Source organism: Flavobacterium anhuiense (assembly GCF_004151235.1).
GTDB lineage: Bacteria > Bacteroidota > Bacteroidia > Flavobacteriales > Flavobacteriaceae > Flavobacterium > Flavobacterium anhuiense_A.
The window spans coordinates 1-17,685 of sequence record NZ_JUIV01000021.1 but is presented as its reverse complement, the minus strand read 5'-3'; the positions used below and the strand labels follow the sequence as shown (position 1 = coordinate 17,685).

The following is a 17,685-nucleotide window of genomic DNA, read 5'->3' as shown; positions in this document are numbered from 1 at the left end:
CTTGTAATAAAAAACCCACCGAAGTGGGTTTCTAAAATTATATTTTATCGATTTGCTTTTTAAATCCTATTGCTGAGAAAACTGCCACAACTGCTCCAAGCGCATTTGCCAAAACGTCTGTAACATCTGAAGCTCTTGTTAGCGTAAGGGCACTTTGAAGAATTTCGATTGTAATTCCAAAAAAAACAGAAAATATAAACGAAATCAAATAAGCTTTATAATCATCCGCATCTTTTCCTTTTAATTCTTTCTTGAAAAATAAAATCCAAGAAATGGTGAATCCAAAATGAAAACAGAAATGTACAATTTTATCAATACTTGGAAAATTAACCGCTGGTATATTACTAGAATCTGTCAAGCAAAAATAAGTAATGATTCCAGAGCAGATAATTGCCCAAATTAATAAGAGTTGTTTAGGCACCGATTAAATTTTTATAAGCTTCATCAGACAATAAAGAATCGATTTCTGATGCATCAGCAATTTTTATTTTAATCATCCATCCAGCTCCGTAAGGATCTGAGTTTACTGTTTCAGGAGCACTTTCTAAATCATCATTAAACGCAATGATTTCTCCTGATAATGGTAAGAATAAATCAGAAACTGTTTTTACAGCTTCAACAGTTCCAAAAACCTCATCTTTTGAAAGTGTCTGATCTAAAGTTTCTACTTCAACATACACGATATCTCCTAACTCTTTTTGTGCAAAATGAGTAATTCCCACTGTTGCAACATCACCTTCGATGCTAACCCATTCGTGATCTTTTGTGTACTTTAAATTTGCTGGTATGCTCATAATAGTTGTGTTTGAAAATTGATTGTTTAAAATTTAAGCCACAAATGTAATAATCTTCTAATAAAATTTAGTTTAGAAACTCAAATTTAATTTCCGAAATTATAACGAAGTGTGAAACCTGATCTGATATTCGTTAAAGGGAAAGAAGTCGAAATAACTGCTTTCGAGAACGAATGGTCATAATAGAATATTGCTGTTAAGTTTTTACTGAAAGCATAATCTGCTGTCAATTTCAACGTCCAGATATTCTGTCCTGCTGCCAGCTGATTATTATCGTAATCTAAATAGCGAACCAGAGTTTCATTATTTCTATATGAAAAATCGGCTTTTATGTTGATATCACTTTTAATAATTCCAGTTGGATTATCTGCCAATCTTGATGAAATAATTACGTCTTTAAAACGATATCCTACTCCTACAACGTACTCTACTCCTCTAACTTCTGTCAACAAATTATTATCAAAACTCATAGACAAAGCACGATCTTTTTTAACCTCTGTCAATAAACGGAACGAATTTTTCAGCTCAAAATCAACTCTAAGAAGCGGACTAAACTGTTCCACTAAGTTGGCATTAGACATAATCGTTTTATTGAAGAAGTTTGAGTTTACATCCTTCCCATCTGGATTTTCATAATAATCAAAATTAGACCTAAACTGGCTAATCGTATAAGATGCTCTATAATTGTGCTGTAATGAAAAACGTCTAAAATGATCTTTAAAATATTTATAACGCATTAAACCATTATACTTCACACTCCAGTTCGGGATAGGAAAATTTCTAAAAATACCTGTCGAGCTCTTTGAAGCATCTGCACCTGTATAAGCTGCCATAAATGAAGGAAGCAAAACTGCTTGATTACTTTTACTATAACCCACTGGATAGCCATCGTTTGACTGGATTATTATACGCTCACTGTTTTTTGGATTTGAAAGATCCTCCAAAGGTGCGTTTGGATTTTCTGGAGGTAACGTACTCGCATCATATCTAGGAATCGCTGCTCCTGGCCCATAATGATCTTCTGCTAAACGATTTGCAATAATCAAACGGTTATTTCTAAAATCATCAAATGCAGACGATTGAGTTTCTGTACTGGTTGAAAAAGCTGTCTTAATCAATACCGTCGAAATAGAGAACATTCCATACGTATATGGAGATAGTGGCACATATTGATTTGTTGCAGGATCCACACTATATTGCTCTGATGAATTTTCAGAATAAGCGCGATCCATAGCCAAATCAATTTTTAAATCTGGCAGTAGATCTATATTTGCTGTCACTTTCAAAAGTTTGTTGCTTACCTGCGTGAAGTTCTGATTGAAATTCTGGTAACTGGTTAGCCATCCGTTTTTCGCCGCTTCATAACGCACATCATCCTGACTACCAAATACGAATCCTAACGAAGGTTTAGAAGTTCCAAAGAAACCTACACCAGGAATATAACCCGGTAAAACCGTTCCGCTGTTTTTGGTATAGTTTATCTGAACGTTTTTAATACTTGTCAACACTCCAATCAAACCATCATAAAAAGGACTACTGCTTGTAACAGGTTTAGCTGTATTTACAATTTTCTCACCTGGTTTTGGCGGTGCTGCAGGTTTTGCTTTTGCTGGTTTTGCCCCCGGTGTCAGACCCAAATATTTATAAAGCGTATTCATATTCAACGTTGTTGAAAACGTGTTTGAATTAGCATTTTGAACCGTATTTCCTAAATCCCAAGACATTCCATTTTCATCAATATACTGAGACATAGCAGTTGACGATCTCTGCCAATTATAATCGGCTGTATACGAATAAGTCGCTTTTACAAAACTAAATATTGGAATTTTATTAATTGGAATATCATAATTCAGAACCAATTGCTGCAAATGCTGATTTGGTATACCGATATCAAAATAATCATCCCAAATATTAAAATCTGCTTTTGGCGTATTATCATCATTCAAGAAGTTTCTAACAATATTATTAGACGCTGCTGTATAGTTCAGTTTTAATGATTTTGTCAAATTAAATCCGAAACCATATTGGTAATTGAATGCAAAATTTCTTCTGTAAAGCGGATCAAGCCCAATACCTTCTACGTTTTCAACCTGTCTGTACTGTTGACGGTTGCTTTGTCTTAAAATGTTAGTATTAAACGAAATATTTGAAGGAAGATAATTAAAGTTAAAGTCGCTTAGCATTTTCCAATAATCGCTCTTTTTCATGAATTGGGTTTGCTTAAACGGAACTACTTCTTTTGGCTGGAAAGTATAAGCATAATTTACGGCTGTATTAGACTGTTCATCATTATAATTCTCCACTTCATAATCGTGCCTTTCTACCTGATTGTATGATTGAGAAAAAGTAAAGTTTTCTACATCATAAACATGAGGTTTCTTCTCTGGCGCTCTATCTTTTCTTACTCCAATAAAATTGATGCTTCTACGCTTAGTATAATCAACTGCACGCGTTCTAATATTTTCTTTTTCTGCTGGATCTGTAGTCTCTTTAATCAATTGATCTAACTTGATATCCTGATTAAACGGATCGTATTCTGGCGTAATAACCTCTTCTCCGATAGCATAATTGAACGGAAGATTAATACCCCATTTTGGAGGCAGCAACTTTCCTAAATTTATGTTCGTTACAATGTTATACTGCTGAATATCTTCACGATCTCTCTCGTTGGCACCTTGTTCAAGAGAACCAAAACCAATAGTGCTCTTTTTACCAGAAGCAGACAATGTCATTAAATCGGCCATATTGGTATCTACATTCAGTAATGCAGCCATACCACCCTTGTTTTCCAAATCAGACATACGAAGTTCGTTAAACCAAACTTCTCCCATAATATCTTTATGGTTTGCCGCACTTTTTACTCCGACCATTAGATTTCGAACTAAACCAAAATTCGGATTTCCTTTAATACCTAAAGTTAATTTACTGTCTTGGTCACCTCCTTTAACAGATGGATCTCGATCTGGATAATAAATTCCATTAACATCCCTAATTGGATCATTGGGATCAATCTTCATTGCTAAGATTTTCATTCTTGTCAACAACTCTAACGCGACATCAATACTATTTTCGTCCATCCAAACCTGATCTGCGCTGATGGTACAAGATCCGCCTGTTCTTGTTACTTTTAACGGAATCTCTACTTGATAAAAGTTTTGCGTAAAATCATTACCGAAACGAATAAATCCGATCATCTCATCATCCAAAAGCTGATTTTCATTTGGAAGCGATTCCGCATGAAGGAACATTTTCAATTTTTTGTACTGACGCATATCAACACTTACATTTTTGAAAACTGCTCTAGAATCTTGATATTCTAATCCTGAACCTCCAATTCGAATTGCCAAAGACTGCTCATTTTGGTTAATGATTGTATTGTTATTGTACAATTGTTCTCTTTGAACTCCTGGCGGAATAACATAGTTTACAGGACATTTTGTACCGTTTTCTTGAATATTTACCGCTGCGACATCAAATTGAGTCCCGTCATCATCAGGATTTGTATCGTTTGCATCTAACGTCCCTGTGTATTTTCTCCATTCTCCTCTAACTAAATCTAAAGCTCCAAAACGAACTGTCATTTGATCATTAAATCCAGTCATAAACATACGCATGAAACGAATCGATCTAAAGTCGGTAATATTTCCGATGGTATTTTGAGGTTTAGAAACTGGAATTTTAAATTGAATCCATCTTGCATTGGTTGAACCTCCATTCGGAAGTTCTACGTTCTGAACTTCTCTAATATCTGTGATATAATTTTCTCCAACCTGCATGCCTGGTCTCACATCAATACTATATTCATAATATGCATTGATTGTACTCATGGTATTGTCACGATTGATATCTTCAACGTCTGGAAGAGTTGTAGAACCACGGTTTGGATCATCAACGCTTACAGCTGAGTTTCCTTCTGTTCCGTTGTATTTTTTATAACGCTGTAAAACGTCTCCTTCTGTATTTAAAAAGTACGTATAATTATCTGCTGCAGGATCCGACTCTCCTGCATAGTTGTTATAAACCGATCCTTCTTTTGCATCTGGCAAACCATCTAAACCGACATCCTGATTCTTACGATTATCCGGATTGGTATCAAATGCATAAATCAAGGATTGAGATGCAGGAACGTCTCCCCAAATTGGTCGTGGGTTTACCATAACCTGATCTGGACCTAAACCATTTTCGTATTGTTTTCTTCCGTCTTTTAAAACGTCTTCCGAAACTTCACCTAAATTGAAATAAATTTTTCCGCTGTTAGTACCTTGAGCCTGTCCATTACCAACATAAGGATCCAATACCCAAAATTGAATATATTCGACATTACCCTGCTCAAAGTTAGTAGAGTTCAGTGCGCGCATAATACCTCCAAAATTTGTTGCAGGATTACTCGAAGCAAAATTAGGGTTATTATTATATGGCCCTCTATCTGATGGATAATACGTCAAATCTAAAGTATTTACCACTTGAATCTGCCCTTGCGCAATATCTGTATTTGGGTAGAGCTCTTTACTATATATTCTTCTTGTTGTATTTAATGATAAATCATCATTTGAGATTCCAGATGGTTTTGAAGTATAGAAAATCGGGTCAATCGTATACCAAGACAATTTCGCACGTTTGTAACCGTACTCTAGCGTATTTGAATTAGCGTTAAAAGTATTATCGTTAGCCGAATTAATAAATGGCGTCGAAGCCAAACTCCATGCATAAGCAGATCTCATATCGATTGTGGTCTGAGTACCTTCAAAATCGTCGATATAAATAGTAGCCTCGCCCTCAAAATCACTTGCTTTAGGAGCATCTGGTTTCAAAAATGCCACTTCCCCACGAATCGAAAGATTAGAAGGAACATCTGTATCTATATTTGGTAACTTATTGGCTAATCTTGTTAAAAATGGAACTTCTGTTGAGTAATTTCCGTTAAATCCAAAAATAGTGTTATTTACAGATTCTTGTCCATAGCTTGATTTTTGAGTAAAAGGACGTTCCGTCATTTTTAAGAAAGTACCGCCAACAACAAACTTTTCAGAAATTTTATGTTCAATATTGAATCCCATGAATCGTCTTGTCTGCTGTCCAAAGATCGAATTGTTTTCTAATGAAACTTCGATCGGGGTATTAGAAGCTTGAAGCGAAGGGTCTAATATCTGCACTCTTCCTAATTGATAATCTACACTATAATCTATACCTTCTACCAACACTCGTCCTGCAGCCGTTACAACCACAGATCCTTGCGGAACGTTGAAGGCACCAATTGGAATACCGTTACTACCTGAAGATTTATATTTTCCTCTTAATAAAAATTTGTTTTTATCGCTATCCTGCAAAGCACCCGCTTGAGTATTTCTATACATGTTTCTAAACACATATTTCTTCTGGTTCGGGTTATAAGTAGATGGATCATTATAGCTTTCTCCAGAATTAGTATTTAATTTTCTAAATAAAAGCTCTCCAAAAGGCTCTTTTGTGGTGAAGATAATTCGTGCATTCTGCACATCTACCGTTACACCCGGAACGTAATCAAAGAAACCATCTCCACCTTTTTGCGGATCATTGTTATAGTTTAACTGATCTAAGTTAAATACATTTAACAATGGTGTCTTTGTAATATAATAATTGTTTGGATCAGGATTTACAGGATCATCATCTGGGAAACGAGTTCCGTCAACTGGTGTAATATAATTGATTGGCGAAGGATCTGTATAAAGAATATTAAGTCTGAAATCTTCTTGTTTGATTTGATAAGCTTGTGGAATTTGATACACGTTTTTCATCATCAAGTTCCAAACTGGATTCTGAACGTTTGTCAAACTGCTTTTCAGCATTTTCAACACCAAACTCTGTGTTACGATTGCCTGATTTCCGTTATTATTTCCTGTAACTACAGTTCCGTCTACACCATCACTTCCAAATTCTCCAACTTGGTACACTTTTCCTCCAACCGTATATTCAAATGCTACCGCCAAAATCTCGTCATTAGCCAAACGCTGTTGTAACGAAATATAACCTAACTGCGGATTAAAAGTATATTCTTGCGTAGTTAATTTTCTTGCATTTTCTAGAACAGAATAATCTGTACCTTCATTTGTATTAGCATTATTAAATCCTGATTTTGCTGTTACAATTTCTCTAATATTTGAATTTAAATAACTTCCTGCTTTTCCAATTGCTCCTGGATCATATTTATTATTCGTGTTGTCAGTTGGAGAATCAATAGGATTATTAAAGAAACCTGTTGGATCTGTAATTACAACCACTTGGTTGTCTGGCACACCAGAAACCTGACCTTCTCCTAAATCCTGAAGCGCAATAATATTTCTTAAGTTATTATTTCCTGTCGTTATTCTATTCTGCTTATTGGTTACCCAAACTTCAATCCTTGTAACTTGAACTCGGCTGTCTATTAATGGATAATTTTTTAGTGAAGCATCATACTTATTCCTAAAGTATTGCGATAAGAAGAAATGTCGGTCATTATCGTAATCTAAAGCAAATAAATCAAAGTTTTGGACAGTTCCTCCACCTTCTGCGACTATACTTTTGGTTTGAGACTTTTGTTCTGAGAAAACTCCTGTAACCGTTGTCTTACCAAATTGTAACTGCGCTTTGACCCCAAACAAACTTTGAGCACCGCGAATAAGTGTGCTGTTTAAAGGCATGCTTACATTACCTACCTCAACTTTCTGAACGATATCGTCTTCTGAAGGCGTATAAGCCAGTTTAAACAAATTCTGAAAAGCAAAGGTTGATTGTGTATCGTAGTTGGCATTTACTTCAAGACGGGTTCCAATTTTCCCCATTAAACTCATACTGATCCTTTGGTCAAAATCAAAAGTGAGGGAAGATCTGTTTCTTGGAGAAAATGAAGGATTATCTTGTTTAGTATACCGTAAACCCAAATCCATTTCTACTGATCCTGTGGGCTTTACATCTATAGTATTACTTCCAAAGATACTTTCGAACAAACTCGAATTAATGTAATATCTTGGCAATAAATCTTTTTTGGCAGCTTCGGCACCAGCTTTTTTGCCATCAATGGCATCCGATTTTTTTCTAAAATAATTTCGTCTCGATTCTTTTAGAACTAAATCTTCGTATTCTTTTGGAGTTAAAATTAAAGGGTAATTGATAGAGAAACCATCTACCGAAGTAGTGTAAATATAACGATCTGTAATAGGATCATACCTATATGCAGAAAGTACACTTGGAGGGTCTTCTATATCTATCTTTCCTACTGAAAACTGAGTTTTAGTTGTATCTTGAGTTACCGGTGTAACCTGTGCGCGCAAAACATTACCGCAGAGTAATACCAGCAACAAAATACAAATTTTACGCATAGAATTCTTTTATATAAAATGAAATTTATAAGCTTTTTAAAGCCTTTTTGATAATTGTTTCAGCAGTAGCTTCAGGATCTTCTTTTACAATTCTGTCTACCACTTTTTCAGAAGCTTTTCGCACAAAACCTAGAACTTCTAGAGCAGATAACGCTTCATCTCGGTTTCTATTGTTTTGAACAGCAAAAACTTCATCAATATTATACAATTTAACAACTTTTTCCTTTAAATCCAGTATAACTCTTTGTGCTGTTTTGTTTCCAATCCCTTTTATCGACTGGATTATGCCCACATCTCCAGATGCAATGGCATTTATAATTTGCTTTGGCTCTATAGACGAAAGCATTGTTCTTGCGATTCCGGCTCCAATTCCTGAAACAGAAATGAGCATTCTAAAAATTTCACGTTCTGATTTTTCAACAAAACCATATAAAGTATGCGCATCTTCTTTAATTTGAAGATGCGTATACAATTTTATATTTTCAGAATTTGGAATTAAGGAGAAGGTATGCAGCGATATATTCACCTGATAACCAACTCCTCCACAATCAATTACAACCTCTGTAGGATTCTTTTCTACTAATCTCCCCTGCAACTGTGCTATCATAAATATAGTTTATTAGTATCAAATATAACAAAAATGCCATAAAACTACGACAAATTTGTTCAATCCTTTGTAAGAACGTTTATTGTGTTACTTTATTCTTTTTGCTTTCTTTTTCCTGTGCATCAATAACAGCAATTGCCGCCATGTTGACCATTTCTTCAACACTTGCACCTAATTGGAAAATGTGAACTGGTTTGCCCATACCCATCATGATAGGTCCGATTGAGTTCACTTTGTACAATTCTTTTAATAATTTGTACGTAATATTTGCTGATTCTAAATTAGGGAAAACTAATGTATTTACTTTCTTTCCAGCTAATTTAGAGAATGGGAATTTCTCTTGAAGCATTTCTGGATTCAAAGCAAAATCTGCTTGAATTTCTCCATCAACAATTAATTCTGGATGGTTTTTATGCAAGTAAGCTACAGCTTCTCTAACTTTTGAAGCGCTCTCACTTGTTGAAGAACCAAAGTTTGAGAACGATACCATTGCTATAACCGGCTCGATTCCAAACATTTTTGCTGTTTTTGCCGTCATAATCGCAATATTAATCAAATCTTGTGCAGATGGATTAATGTTGATTGCTGTGTCTGACAAGAACATTGGTCCGCGAGACGTAAGCATCATATTTGCAGTAGCAATAAGTGAAGCATTTTGTGCTTTTGGAATTAACTGCATCATCGGTTTTACAACAGAAGGATAGCTTCTTGAGTGCCCTGTTACCAATGCATCTGCCTCTCCTTCATTAACCATCATGGCTGCAAAGTAGTTTCTTTCGCGCATGAATTTTTCTGCATCCAGTTTAGAAACACCTCTTCTTCCTCTTGTTTCCCAGAATGATTTTGCAAATTTGTTACGTCTTTCTGCTTCTTCATCTGTTTTAGGATCAATGATTTCAAGATCAGCATCAAAACCTAATTCTTTTTTCAATTCTAAAATCACTTCTTTGTTTCCTAACAAAATTGGGAATCCGATTCCGTCTTCGTAAACAATTTGAGCTGCTTTTAAAACGTTTAATTGATCTGCTTCTGCAAAAACAATTCTTTTCGGATCTAATTTAGCACGGTTTGTAATCAAACGCACCATTTTGTTATCGTTACCCATACGTTCGCGAAGAACATCTTCGTAAGCTGCCCAGTCTGTAATAGGATTTTTTGCCACTCCAGATTCCATTGCTGCTCTTGCAACTGCAGGTGCTACAACCGTAATCAATCTAGGATCGAATGGTTTAGGAATGATATATTCTTGACCAAAACCAAGTTTTGTTGCTCCATAAGCTACGTTTACCTGCTCTGGAACTGGTTCTTTTGCCAAAATAGCTAAGGCTTTTACAGCCGCCATTTTCATTTCTTCGTTGATTTTTGTCGCTCTTACGTCTAATGCTCCTCTAAAAATATAAGGGAAACCTAATACGTTATTTACCTGATTAGGAAAATCTGAACGCCCTGTAGCCATAATAACATCTTTACGAGTTTCTACAGCCAAATTATAGTCGATTTCCGGATTTGGATTTGCCATTGCAAATACAATCGGATTGTTTGACATTGTCAATAACATTTCTGGTGATAAAATATCTCCTGAAGATAATCCGATGAAAACGTCAGCACCTTTTACGGCTTCGTCTAAAGGAATTTTAGCTCCGTCGATAGCATATTTTAATTGTAAATCTGATAAAGATGGATTGTCTTTTGTTAAAAGTCCTTTACTGTTGTACATTAAAATATTCTCCACTTTTACTCCAAGTGAAACATATAAATCTGTACAAGCAATTGCAGCAGATCCTGCACCAGAAACCACCATTTTTACATCTTCAGCTTTTTTTCCTGCCAATTCAAGAGCATTAATTAAAGCTGCAGAAGATATAATTGCGGTTCCGTGCTGGTCGTCGTGCATTACTGGAATGTCCAATTCTTCGATCAGTCTTCTTTCGATTTCAAAAGATTCTGGAGCTTTAATATCTTCCAGATTGATACCTCCAAAAGTTGGAGCAATATTTTTTACAGTCTGAATAAATTCTTCAACATTTTCTGTATCAATTTCGATATCAAAAACATCAATGTCAGAGAAAATTTTAAACAATAAACCTTTTCCTTCCATTACAGGTTTTCCTGCTTCTGGACCAATATTTCCAAGTCCTAAAACAGCTGTACCGTTTGAAATTACGGCTACTAAATTACCTTTTGCTGTATATTTATAAACGTCTTCTTTGTTTGCTGCGATTTCTAAGCATGGTTCTGCAACTCCTGGCGAATAGGCCAATGATAAATCTCTTTGTGTTGCATATTTTTTTGTTGGAACTACCTGAATTTTTCCTGGAGTTGGCTCTGCGTGATACAGTAACGCTTCTCTTCTTTTACTCTCTTTGTTCATTGTTTTTAGCTTTTATTCTAGCTTACAAAGATATAAGTCTTGTTTTAAAATGGCGTCTTTTTAGCGTTTTCTTTTCCTAAAATCTATTCGAATAAATAAAAAAAGTCCAATAGAAATTGGACTCGTTTGAATTTTTATCGTTTTTAGGTGTGCTTTATTGAGAAATATAAGAATTCAAATGGTTGATGGTGTCTTTCTGAATTTCTATAATTGCCTTCACTACATCGCTGATTGAAATGACTCCAACCACATTTCCGTCTTCTAAAACAGGCAGGTGTCTTATTCTTTTTTCGCTCATAAGTTCCATACAATCTTCAAGATTATCTGAAAGTTTTACTGTAAAAACATGACTTTCCATAATCTCATGAACAAAAGTTTCTTTTGAAGATTTATCTTTCAGTACAATTTTCCTAGCATAATCTCTTTCAGATAATATTCCTTTTAAAATATTATCATCCATCACTAAAATTGCCCCAATGTTTTTTTCTCCCATAACTTTTAACGCATCATAAACCGTTAAATTGGAGAAAATCGAATAAACATTTCTTCCTTTTGCTTTAAGTATTTGATCTACAGTCATAATGAAAAATTTTTGATTTTATAAAGTTAAAACAAAAACCAACACAATCTGCAACGAAATCGATTTTTTAAAATCATAACCAATTCATTTTAAACATAATACATCAAAATTTAGATTTTCAAAATTATAGTGTAAAGAATGAAATTGTTTAGAATTGTTTTTTGAGGAAAATTAGATTTTTTAACGTTTACCGACCAGAAACTCCTAGCGGAGTTTTTTCATTTTTATTGATCTATCAAATGTCCCTACGGGACATTATAAATACGGATAAACATTTGCGTTCTACCAATCAGTCACTCCTAGCGGAGTGTTTTTTTCACACATTATATATAATTCGAAACCCACTCCGCTAGGAGTGACTGATTGGTAGAAAAAAAAATCACACCACCCATCCATTATCCCGTAGGGATTATTTCTAAACAAAAAAGCCTTTTCTAAATTTTAGAAAAGGCTTTTTGTAATTTATAAAGAAATGATTTTTATTACATCGCAACAATAATAAACTCGCTTCGTCTATTTTTCATGTGTTCTTTTTCTGAACATTTTACTCCGTCAGCACATTTGTTTACTAATTGTGTTTCGCCATAACCTTTTGCAGTTAGTCTGTCTTCGCTGATTCCTTTTTGAATCAACCAATTTTTAGTTGATTGTGCTCTTTTCTCCGAAAGAATCTGATTGCTTTCTGAAGAAGAACGGCTATCTGTATGCGAGCGAATATCAAGTTTCATAGCTGGATATTCATTTAAAAGATTTACCACTTTCATTAATTGCGGTTCTGATGTTTTCTTAATTGTTGCTTTACCCAAATCAAAGAAATTCATAGGCAGATTTAACAGTTTTGCAATATCTACTCCTACTCTTATAGAACCCACTTTTACTGGACTGATTGTCGTTTTTTTGATTGCTACAGTTTTTGCTGCAAGTGGCTTAAATACTTTATTTAATGCAATCATTTGAATAGTTTCTCCTTTTTCTTTAAGAATTGTTACCGCAACTTCTTTGGCATTGTAATCGTTTTTAGCAGTTCTAATAGTATATTTTTTGCCACATCTTAAATCAGGAAAAATATAATTTCCTTTTTCGTCTGTAGAGATTGTTCCAACTGGATCAAATTTTTCGTTAAACAAAGTCAGAGAAGTATTTGCCAATATCTCATTTGTTTCTGCATCGGTAACCGTTCCAGATAAATTTTGTTCGCAGATTAATCTTCTTGTTTCTGTAAATCTATAAATATCATCTAAACCTAGTCCGTTTTCTCTGTTTGAAGAAAAATAACCGCTTCTGCTTTTACTGTCAATGCTAAAAGCAAAATCGTCTTGTTTACTGTTTACAGGTTCTCCAACATTTAAAACGTCATCAAAAGTTCCGTTTGCTTTTATACGAGAAGCAAAAATATCCAATCCGCCTAAACCTGGACGTCCGTCAGAAGCAAAATACAATTCGTTATCTCCAGAAATGAACGGAAAAGTTTCTCTTCCTTCTGTATTAATTACTGGCCCTAAATTTTCTGGCGTGCCAAAAGTTCCATCTTGATTGATTGCAACTTTATAAATATCAGACTGCCCTAACGTTCCCGGCATATCTGATGCGAAATACAACGTTTTTTCGTCCACACTTAAAGCTGGATGCGCCGTACTATATTGGTCGCTATTGAACGGAAGTTCTTTTATATTTTGCCAAGTGTTATCGATAAGCTCTGCTTTGTATAATTTAAGAAGAGTTACGTTTTTATCGTTGCTTCTTCTTTTACCGTCTGTAAAATTATTTCGCGTGAAATACATCGTACGTCCGTCTTTTGTAAAAATCGGACTTGACTCATTGAAGTTGTCTTTTTTTCTTTTTACTAAAAGCTCTGGTTTTCCAACGCTTCCGTCTGGCATCAAATCGGCTGTGTACAATCTAGAAAACGATCTGTTTGTCCATTGAAAATTGGCTTTCACAACTCCGCCCGTATCGCGTGCAGAAGTAAAAACAATTTTGTTGTTGTAAACAACGCTTCCGTAATCTGAGTATCTAGAATTGACTCCGGCATCGGCAATTTGGAATCGGCCTGAGTTTTCTTTAATTTCTTCTAAATAGTTTTTATCACTTCTGATTAAATCTGCTCTTTTTTCTGCAGTTGCCTTTTGATTGAATTTCTGCAAAATCTCATCAGACTTGCGATAATCTCCCGCTGATTTTAATGATTGTGCATATCGATATAAATATTCGGCATCTTGGTTTTCGTTTATTACAAATAATTGCTCGTACCATTTTAATGCGCTTTTTAATTCTCCATTAAAATAATATGAATTTGCCAAACGCTGAATTATTCCTTGGTCGGTAGTCTGCTCAGTTACCAAACTCTCGTAAACTTTTATTGCATCCGCGTAAGCGTACTCTTCGTATTTTTTATCTGCATATTTTATGTTCATGTTTGTGAATGGGTTTTGTGCATTCACATTTGAAATAAAACTAGACAGTAAAAAGATCAAAATTAATTTTATAGCTTTCATAGGTTGTATTAAAAGAATCTTGGGGATATCATTTTATTGTAATTATTGAAGAATTCGAATCTTAGGAAAATCTCGTGAGATCCAGAATTGTATTTTCTTAACTGCGTAGTTTCATGATCGTAACCATAACCTATATACATTCCTTTTGTTACTTGAAACCCTGCCATTGCACTAACAGATGCACTCCAACGGTAAGCAAGTCCTAAAACGAATTTATCATTGAACATGAAGTTTCCTGAAACATCAACTTGCAAAGGCGCTCCTTCTACCATTTTGGTCATTAAAGCTGGTTTGAATTTTATGTATTCTAAACGATCCAGATTAAACACATAACCTGCTATTAAATAATAATTGATTTTCTCTTTGAAAATAGCGACATCATCTGAATCATAACGATTTGTTTCTATAAAATTAGGAACCGATAATCCGATGTAAGCTCTATCTGAATGATAATAAATTCCGGCTCCAACATTTGGCGAAAATTTATTTTTTAGATTCTGAAATTGCGGATCATCTTGATCTTCATAGCTCAATTTATTAATATCGATATTGAAAAGATTGGCTGTTCCTTTGATACCAAAAGATAAATTCCATGATTCTGATGTTGGAATCGTATAAGACAAATCTGCAGATAAAGTATTTTCTACCGTTGGTCCGATTTTATCATTTACCAAAGAAACCCCAAGTCCTAAATCACTATTTTTTAAAGGTGTATTAACCGAAAAAGTACTCGTTTCTGGCGCTCCATCTAACCCAATCCATTGTGTACGATACAAACCAAAAACGCTTAAAGCTCCACGTGAACCTGCATACGCTGGATTGACTTCGATTGTGTTATACATGTATTGCGTGTACTGCGCGTCTTGCTGCGCATTGGACACAATCGAAAAAAACATAAAAACTAAAATTAATTTTTTCATTTATTAAGCTTTAAAACGGCTTAGCCTAAACTAAGCCGTATTCCATTTTATTTATTAAGGTATAAGTAACCAGATTCTTGGTGAGACTTCTGAGCGCTGTCTTTGTATTTTAAGATATAGAAATACGTTCCAACCGGAAGACCATCTGTTTGTTTGATTGTAGAACGTCCGTTAGAATATCCGACAAAAACTCTATCATTATTGTTATACTGATCTATATTGAAAACCAAAACTCCCCAACGATTATAAATTTCAACTGTATTGTCTGGGTAACATTCAATTCCTCTGATATAAAACCTTGCATTCTTGCTGTCTCCATTTGGAGAAAAAGCATTCATAACTTTAATAGAACATCCATTTAAGTCTAAAACTGTTGGACTATCTCCGCTGTTGCTTGCATCGTCTGACTGATCTTCTACCACTACTCCTCTTACGCTGCTTCCTTTTACAGTTGCCTGATTACTCACACTGCCTCGATTAATATCTTCTTGAGTGATTTTGTAAACCGCTGTAAAATTCGTTTCGTTAGATTCGTTTACTCCCAAATTAATTGCTTGCCCTGAAACTACAACTCCTGGTAATGGATCGTTTATTGTGATTCCAACAAGAGGGACATTTCCTGTATTGGTTACAGTAAATTTGTATGTAATTGTTTCTCCTGCATTTGCAAAACCGCTTTTATTTTCGTCATTGAAAACCGCTGTTTTGATAACCGAAATAGCTGGAACTTCAACAAAAACATTTAATACGGCTGTTGAACAATTTGTACCATTAGCTTTTTCACAAACCTGATAAGTCAACGGATAATTTCCTCCTGGCGTGTTTGGCTTAACATTTACCGTTCCGTCAGCATTCCATTCAAAATATGGACTTTCTGTTACAGGCTTAACTATAACATCTGCTGGATTTATTGGCTTACCGTTTATCAAATCATTATCTAAAACATTTACAAACTCTAATGAACCATTGATTCCATCGGCACTAACATCATTATCGTTATTTAATGTAATTTGATTATTTGTTGGCACAGTCGGATCTACAACATTATCAACTGTAATCTTAACTACTGCCTGACTGCAATTTGATGTATTTGCAGCTTCACAAATCTGATAAGTCAATTCGTAAACTCCATCTGCTGTATTTGCAGCGATGTTGATTGAACCGTCTGCATTCAATGAAATATTTGGATGCACAACCGGAACTGATAAAATAACATCTGAAGCTTTCAATTTTGCTCCGTTTAATAAGTCATTTTCAAAAATATTAATCGTAGCATTTGCTCCTTTTTTCACATTTATAGGTCCTGCTTCATCATTATTTGCTTTAATGCTAAATGTTGGATGCGCATTACAATCTGGCGTTGGTGGCGGATAAGCCACAGAAACTGTAACTGTCGGATTTAATGAAAACTGAATTTTTACACCATTTCTGGTAGCTTCAAATCCGTCTGCTCCTTCTGCCCAAATTCCGTTATTTAAAATCCATCCTGGCCAATCTGTTCCATTTTGGTTGCTATCAATCTCAGCTCCTGGCCATAAAATGTTTCCGCTTAATGGCAGATTGGTTTGAGTTGCCACAACATTATTATTGCTGTCAATCCATTTAACTGTTAATAAGTTATTTGTCGTGAAATTGTCTGGCGTAACAGTATAATTAACATAAGGAACGTTATTTGAACAATAGCTATTTGCAACTACTGTCATTTTTGGTTCTGTTACGGTAACTTTTACAACATTTGAATCACAGTTATTTGGATTTAGTTTCTCGCATATTGTGTACGTCAATTCATATTCTCCTGCAGGCGCATTAGGTACTAATACAACATTTCCGTCTGCATCTACAGTTAAATATCCTTTTGGATCTGCTTGAGTTACTTTAAGATCTACATCAGATGGCACTAATTTATTTCCATCTTTAGTATCATTCTCAAAAACGTTGATTACTTTCTGCGGAACGTTTACTCCAACTGCCGATGGCACTAAATCTTCATTTGCTACAAGATTTCCACCTGTAACTTTCACCACTGTAATTACAGAATCACAATTTGTTGGATTTGTATTTTCACAGATTTTATATTCTACATTATAATCTCCAGCTGGCGTATTTGGCGCAACAGTGATTGTGTAATCTGAATTTAAAGTTAAACCTGTCGGAAGCATTCCGATAATTTCAAACTTAACTTCCCCCGCTGCTGTTCCAACCACAATCGGATTTCCGTTTAATTTGTCATTTGCAATTAATGAAATCGTAGTTCCTCCGATATTTCCGTTTATCGAAGCTATCACATCTTCAACCGCATCGATTACTGGCGTGCCTACCGTTACTTTCACAGTATTTGAACTGCAGTTGTCCGGGTTCAATTTCTCGCAGATTTCATAAGTCAATTCATAAGTTCCCGCTGGAGGATTGGCGCCTAAAACAATGTTTCCGTCTGTATCTACAGTCAGATATCCTTTTGGATCTGCAACTGTCGTTTTCAGCGTTACATCTGAAGGATTTAACGGCTGAGCATTTTTAGTGTCATTGTCAAAAACATTTTTGCCTAATGTCTGAGGAGCATTCGATCCTAAAACTGCTGGAA

At 34.9% G+C, this 17,685-nt stretch carries 9 protein-coding genes; all 9 read right to left on the bottom strand.

Features of this window, described 5'->3' with window-relative positions; genetic code table 11:
- Nucleotides 1-37: 37 nt before the first annotated feature.
- Entirely contained in the window at nucleotides 38-421 is a 384-nt protein-coding gene (locus NU08_RS19300) for a VanZ family protein (RefSeq protein WP_129748713.1), read from the bottom strand.
- The gene (gcvH, locus tag NU08_RS19295) at nucleotides 414-794 is read right to left on the bottom strand and encodes a glycine cleavage system protein GcvH (protein ID WP_129748712.1); all 381 of its coding nucleotides are present in this window, start codon (nucleotides 792-794) and stop codon (nucleotides 414-416) included. Before gcvH ends, NU08_RS19300 begins: the two co-directional genes overlap by 8 nt.
- A gap of 86 nt (nucleotides 795-880) precedes the next feature.
- Nucleotides 881-8,131, bottom strand: a complete 7,251-nt coding sequence (gene sprA, locus NU08_RS19290) for a cell surface protein SprA (protein WP_129748711.1) — start codon at nucleotides 8,129-8,131, stop codon at nucleotides 881-883.
- A 25-nt stretch (nucleotides 8,132-8,156) separates the two neighbouring features.
- Entirely contained in the window at nucleotides 8,157-8,738 is a 582-nt protein-coding gene (gene ruvA, locus NU08_RS19285; RefSeq protein WP_111364852.1) for a Holliday junction branch migration protein RuvA, read from the bottom strand.
- A 79-nt stretch (nucleotides 8,739-8,817) separates the two neighbouring features.
- The gene (locus NU08_RS19280) at nucleotides 8,818-11,109 is read right to left on the bottom strand and encodes an NADP-dependent malic enzyme (protein ID WP_129748710.1); all 2,292 of its coding nucleotides are present in this window, start codon (nucleotides 11,107-11,109) and stop codon (nucleotides 8,818-8,820) included.
- A gap of 154 nt (nucleotides 11,110-11,263) precedes the next feature.
- Nucleotides 11,264-11,689 carry a CBS domain-containing protein gene (locus NU08_RS19275; RefSeq protein WP_111364849.1) on the bottom strand — a complete coding sequence of 142 codons (426 nt, stop codon included), beginning with the start codon at nucleotides 11,687-11,689 and terminating at the stop codon, nucleotides 11,264-11,266.
- Between the two features lie 482 nt (nucleotides 11,690-12,171).
- Nucleotides 12,172-14,184, bottom strand: coding sequence for an OmpA family protein (locus NU08_RS19270; RefSeq protein ID WP_129748709.1), 2,013 nt, complete (start codon nucleotides 14,182-14,184; stop codon nucleotides 12,172-12,174).
- Between the two features lie 8 nt (nucleotides 14,185-14,192).
- Nucleotides 14,193-15,104: a type IX secretion system membrane protein PorP/SprF gene (locus NU08_RS19265; RefSeq protein WP_129748708.1), complete on the bottom strand. Its 912-nt coding sequence runs from the start codon at nucleotides 15,102-15,104 to the stop codon at nucleotides 14,193-14,195.
- A 47-nt stretch (nucleotides 15,105-15,151) separates the two neighbouring features.
- The coding region (locus NU08_RS19260; protein ID WP_129748707.1) for a gliding motility-associated C-terminal domain-containing protein at nucleotides 15,152-17,685 on the bottom strand (2,534 nt) is incomplete at its 5' end.

Excerpts from the sequence above, each read along its gene's own strand:
- NU08_RS19275 (WP_111364849.1), bottom strand. The coding sequence starts at position 11,689 with ATGACTGTAGATCAAATACTTAAAGCAAAAGGAAGAAATGTTTATTCG.
- NU08_RS19265 (WP_129748708.1), bottom strand. The coding sequence starts at position 15,104 with ATGAAAAAATTAATTTTAGTTTTTATGTTTTTTTCGATTGTGTCCAAT.
- NU08_RS19270 (WP_129748709.1), bottom strand. The coding sequence starts at position 14,184 with ATGAAAGCTATAAAATTAATTTTGATCTTTTTACTGTCTAGTTTTATT.
- ruvA (WP_111364852.1), bottom strand. The coding sequence starts at position 8,738 with ATGATAGCACAGTTGCAGGGGAGATTAGTAGAAAAGAATCCTACAGAG.
- gcvH (WP_129748712.1), bottom strand. The coding sequence starts at position 794 with ATGAGCATACCAGCAAATTTAAAGTACACAAAAGATCACGAATGGGTT.
- sprA (WP_129748711.1), bottom strand. The coding sequence starts at position 8,131 with ATGCGTAAAATTTGTATTTTGTTGCTGGTATTACTCTGCGGTAATGTT.
- NU08_RS19280 (WP_129748710.1), bottom strand. The coding sequence starts at position 11,109 with ATGAACAAAGAGAGTAAAAGAAGAGAAGCGTTACTGTATCACGCAGAG.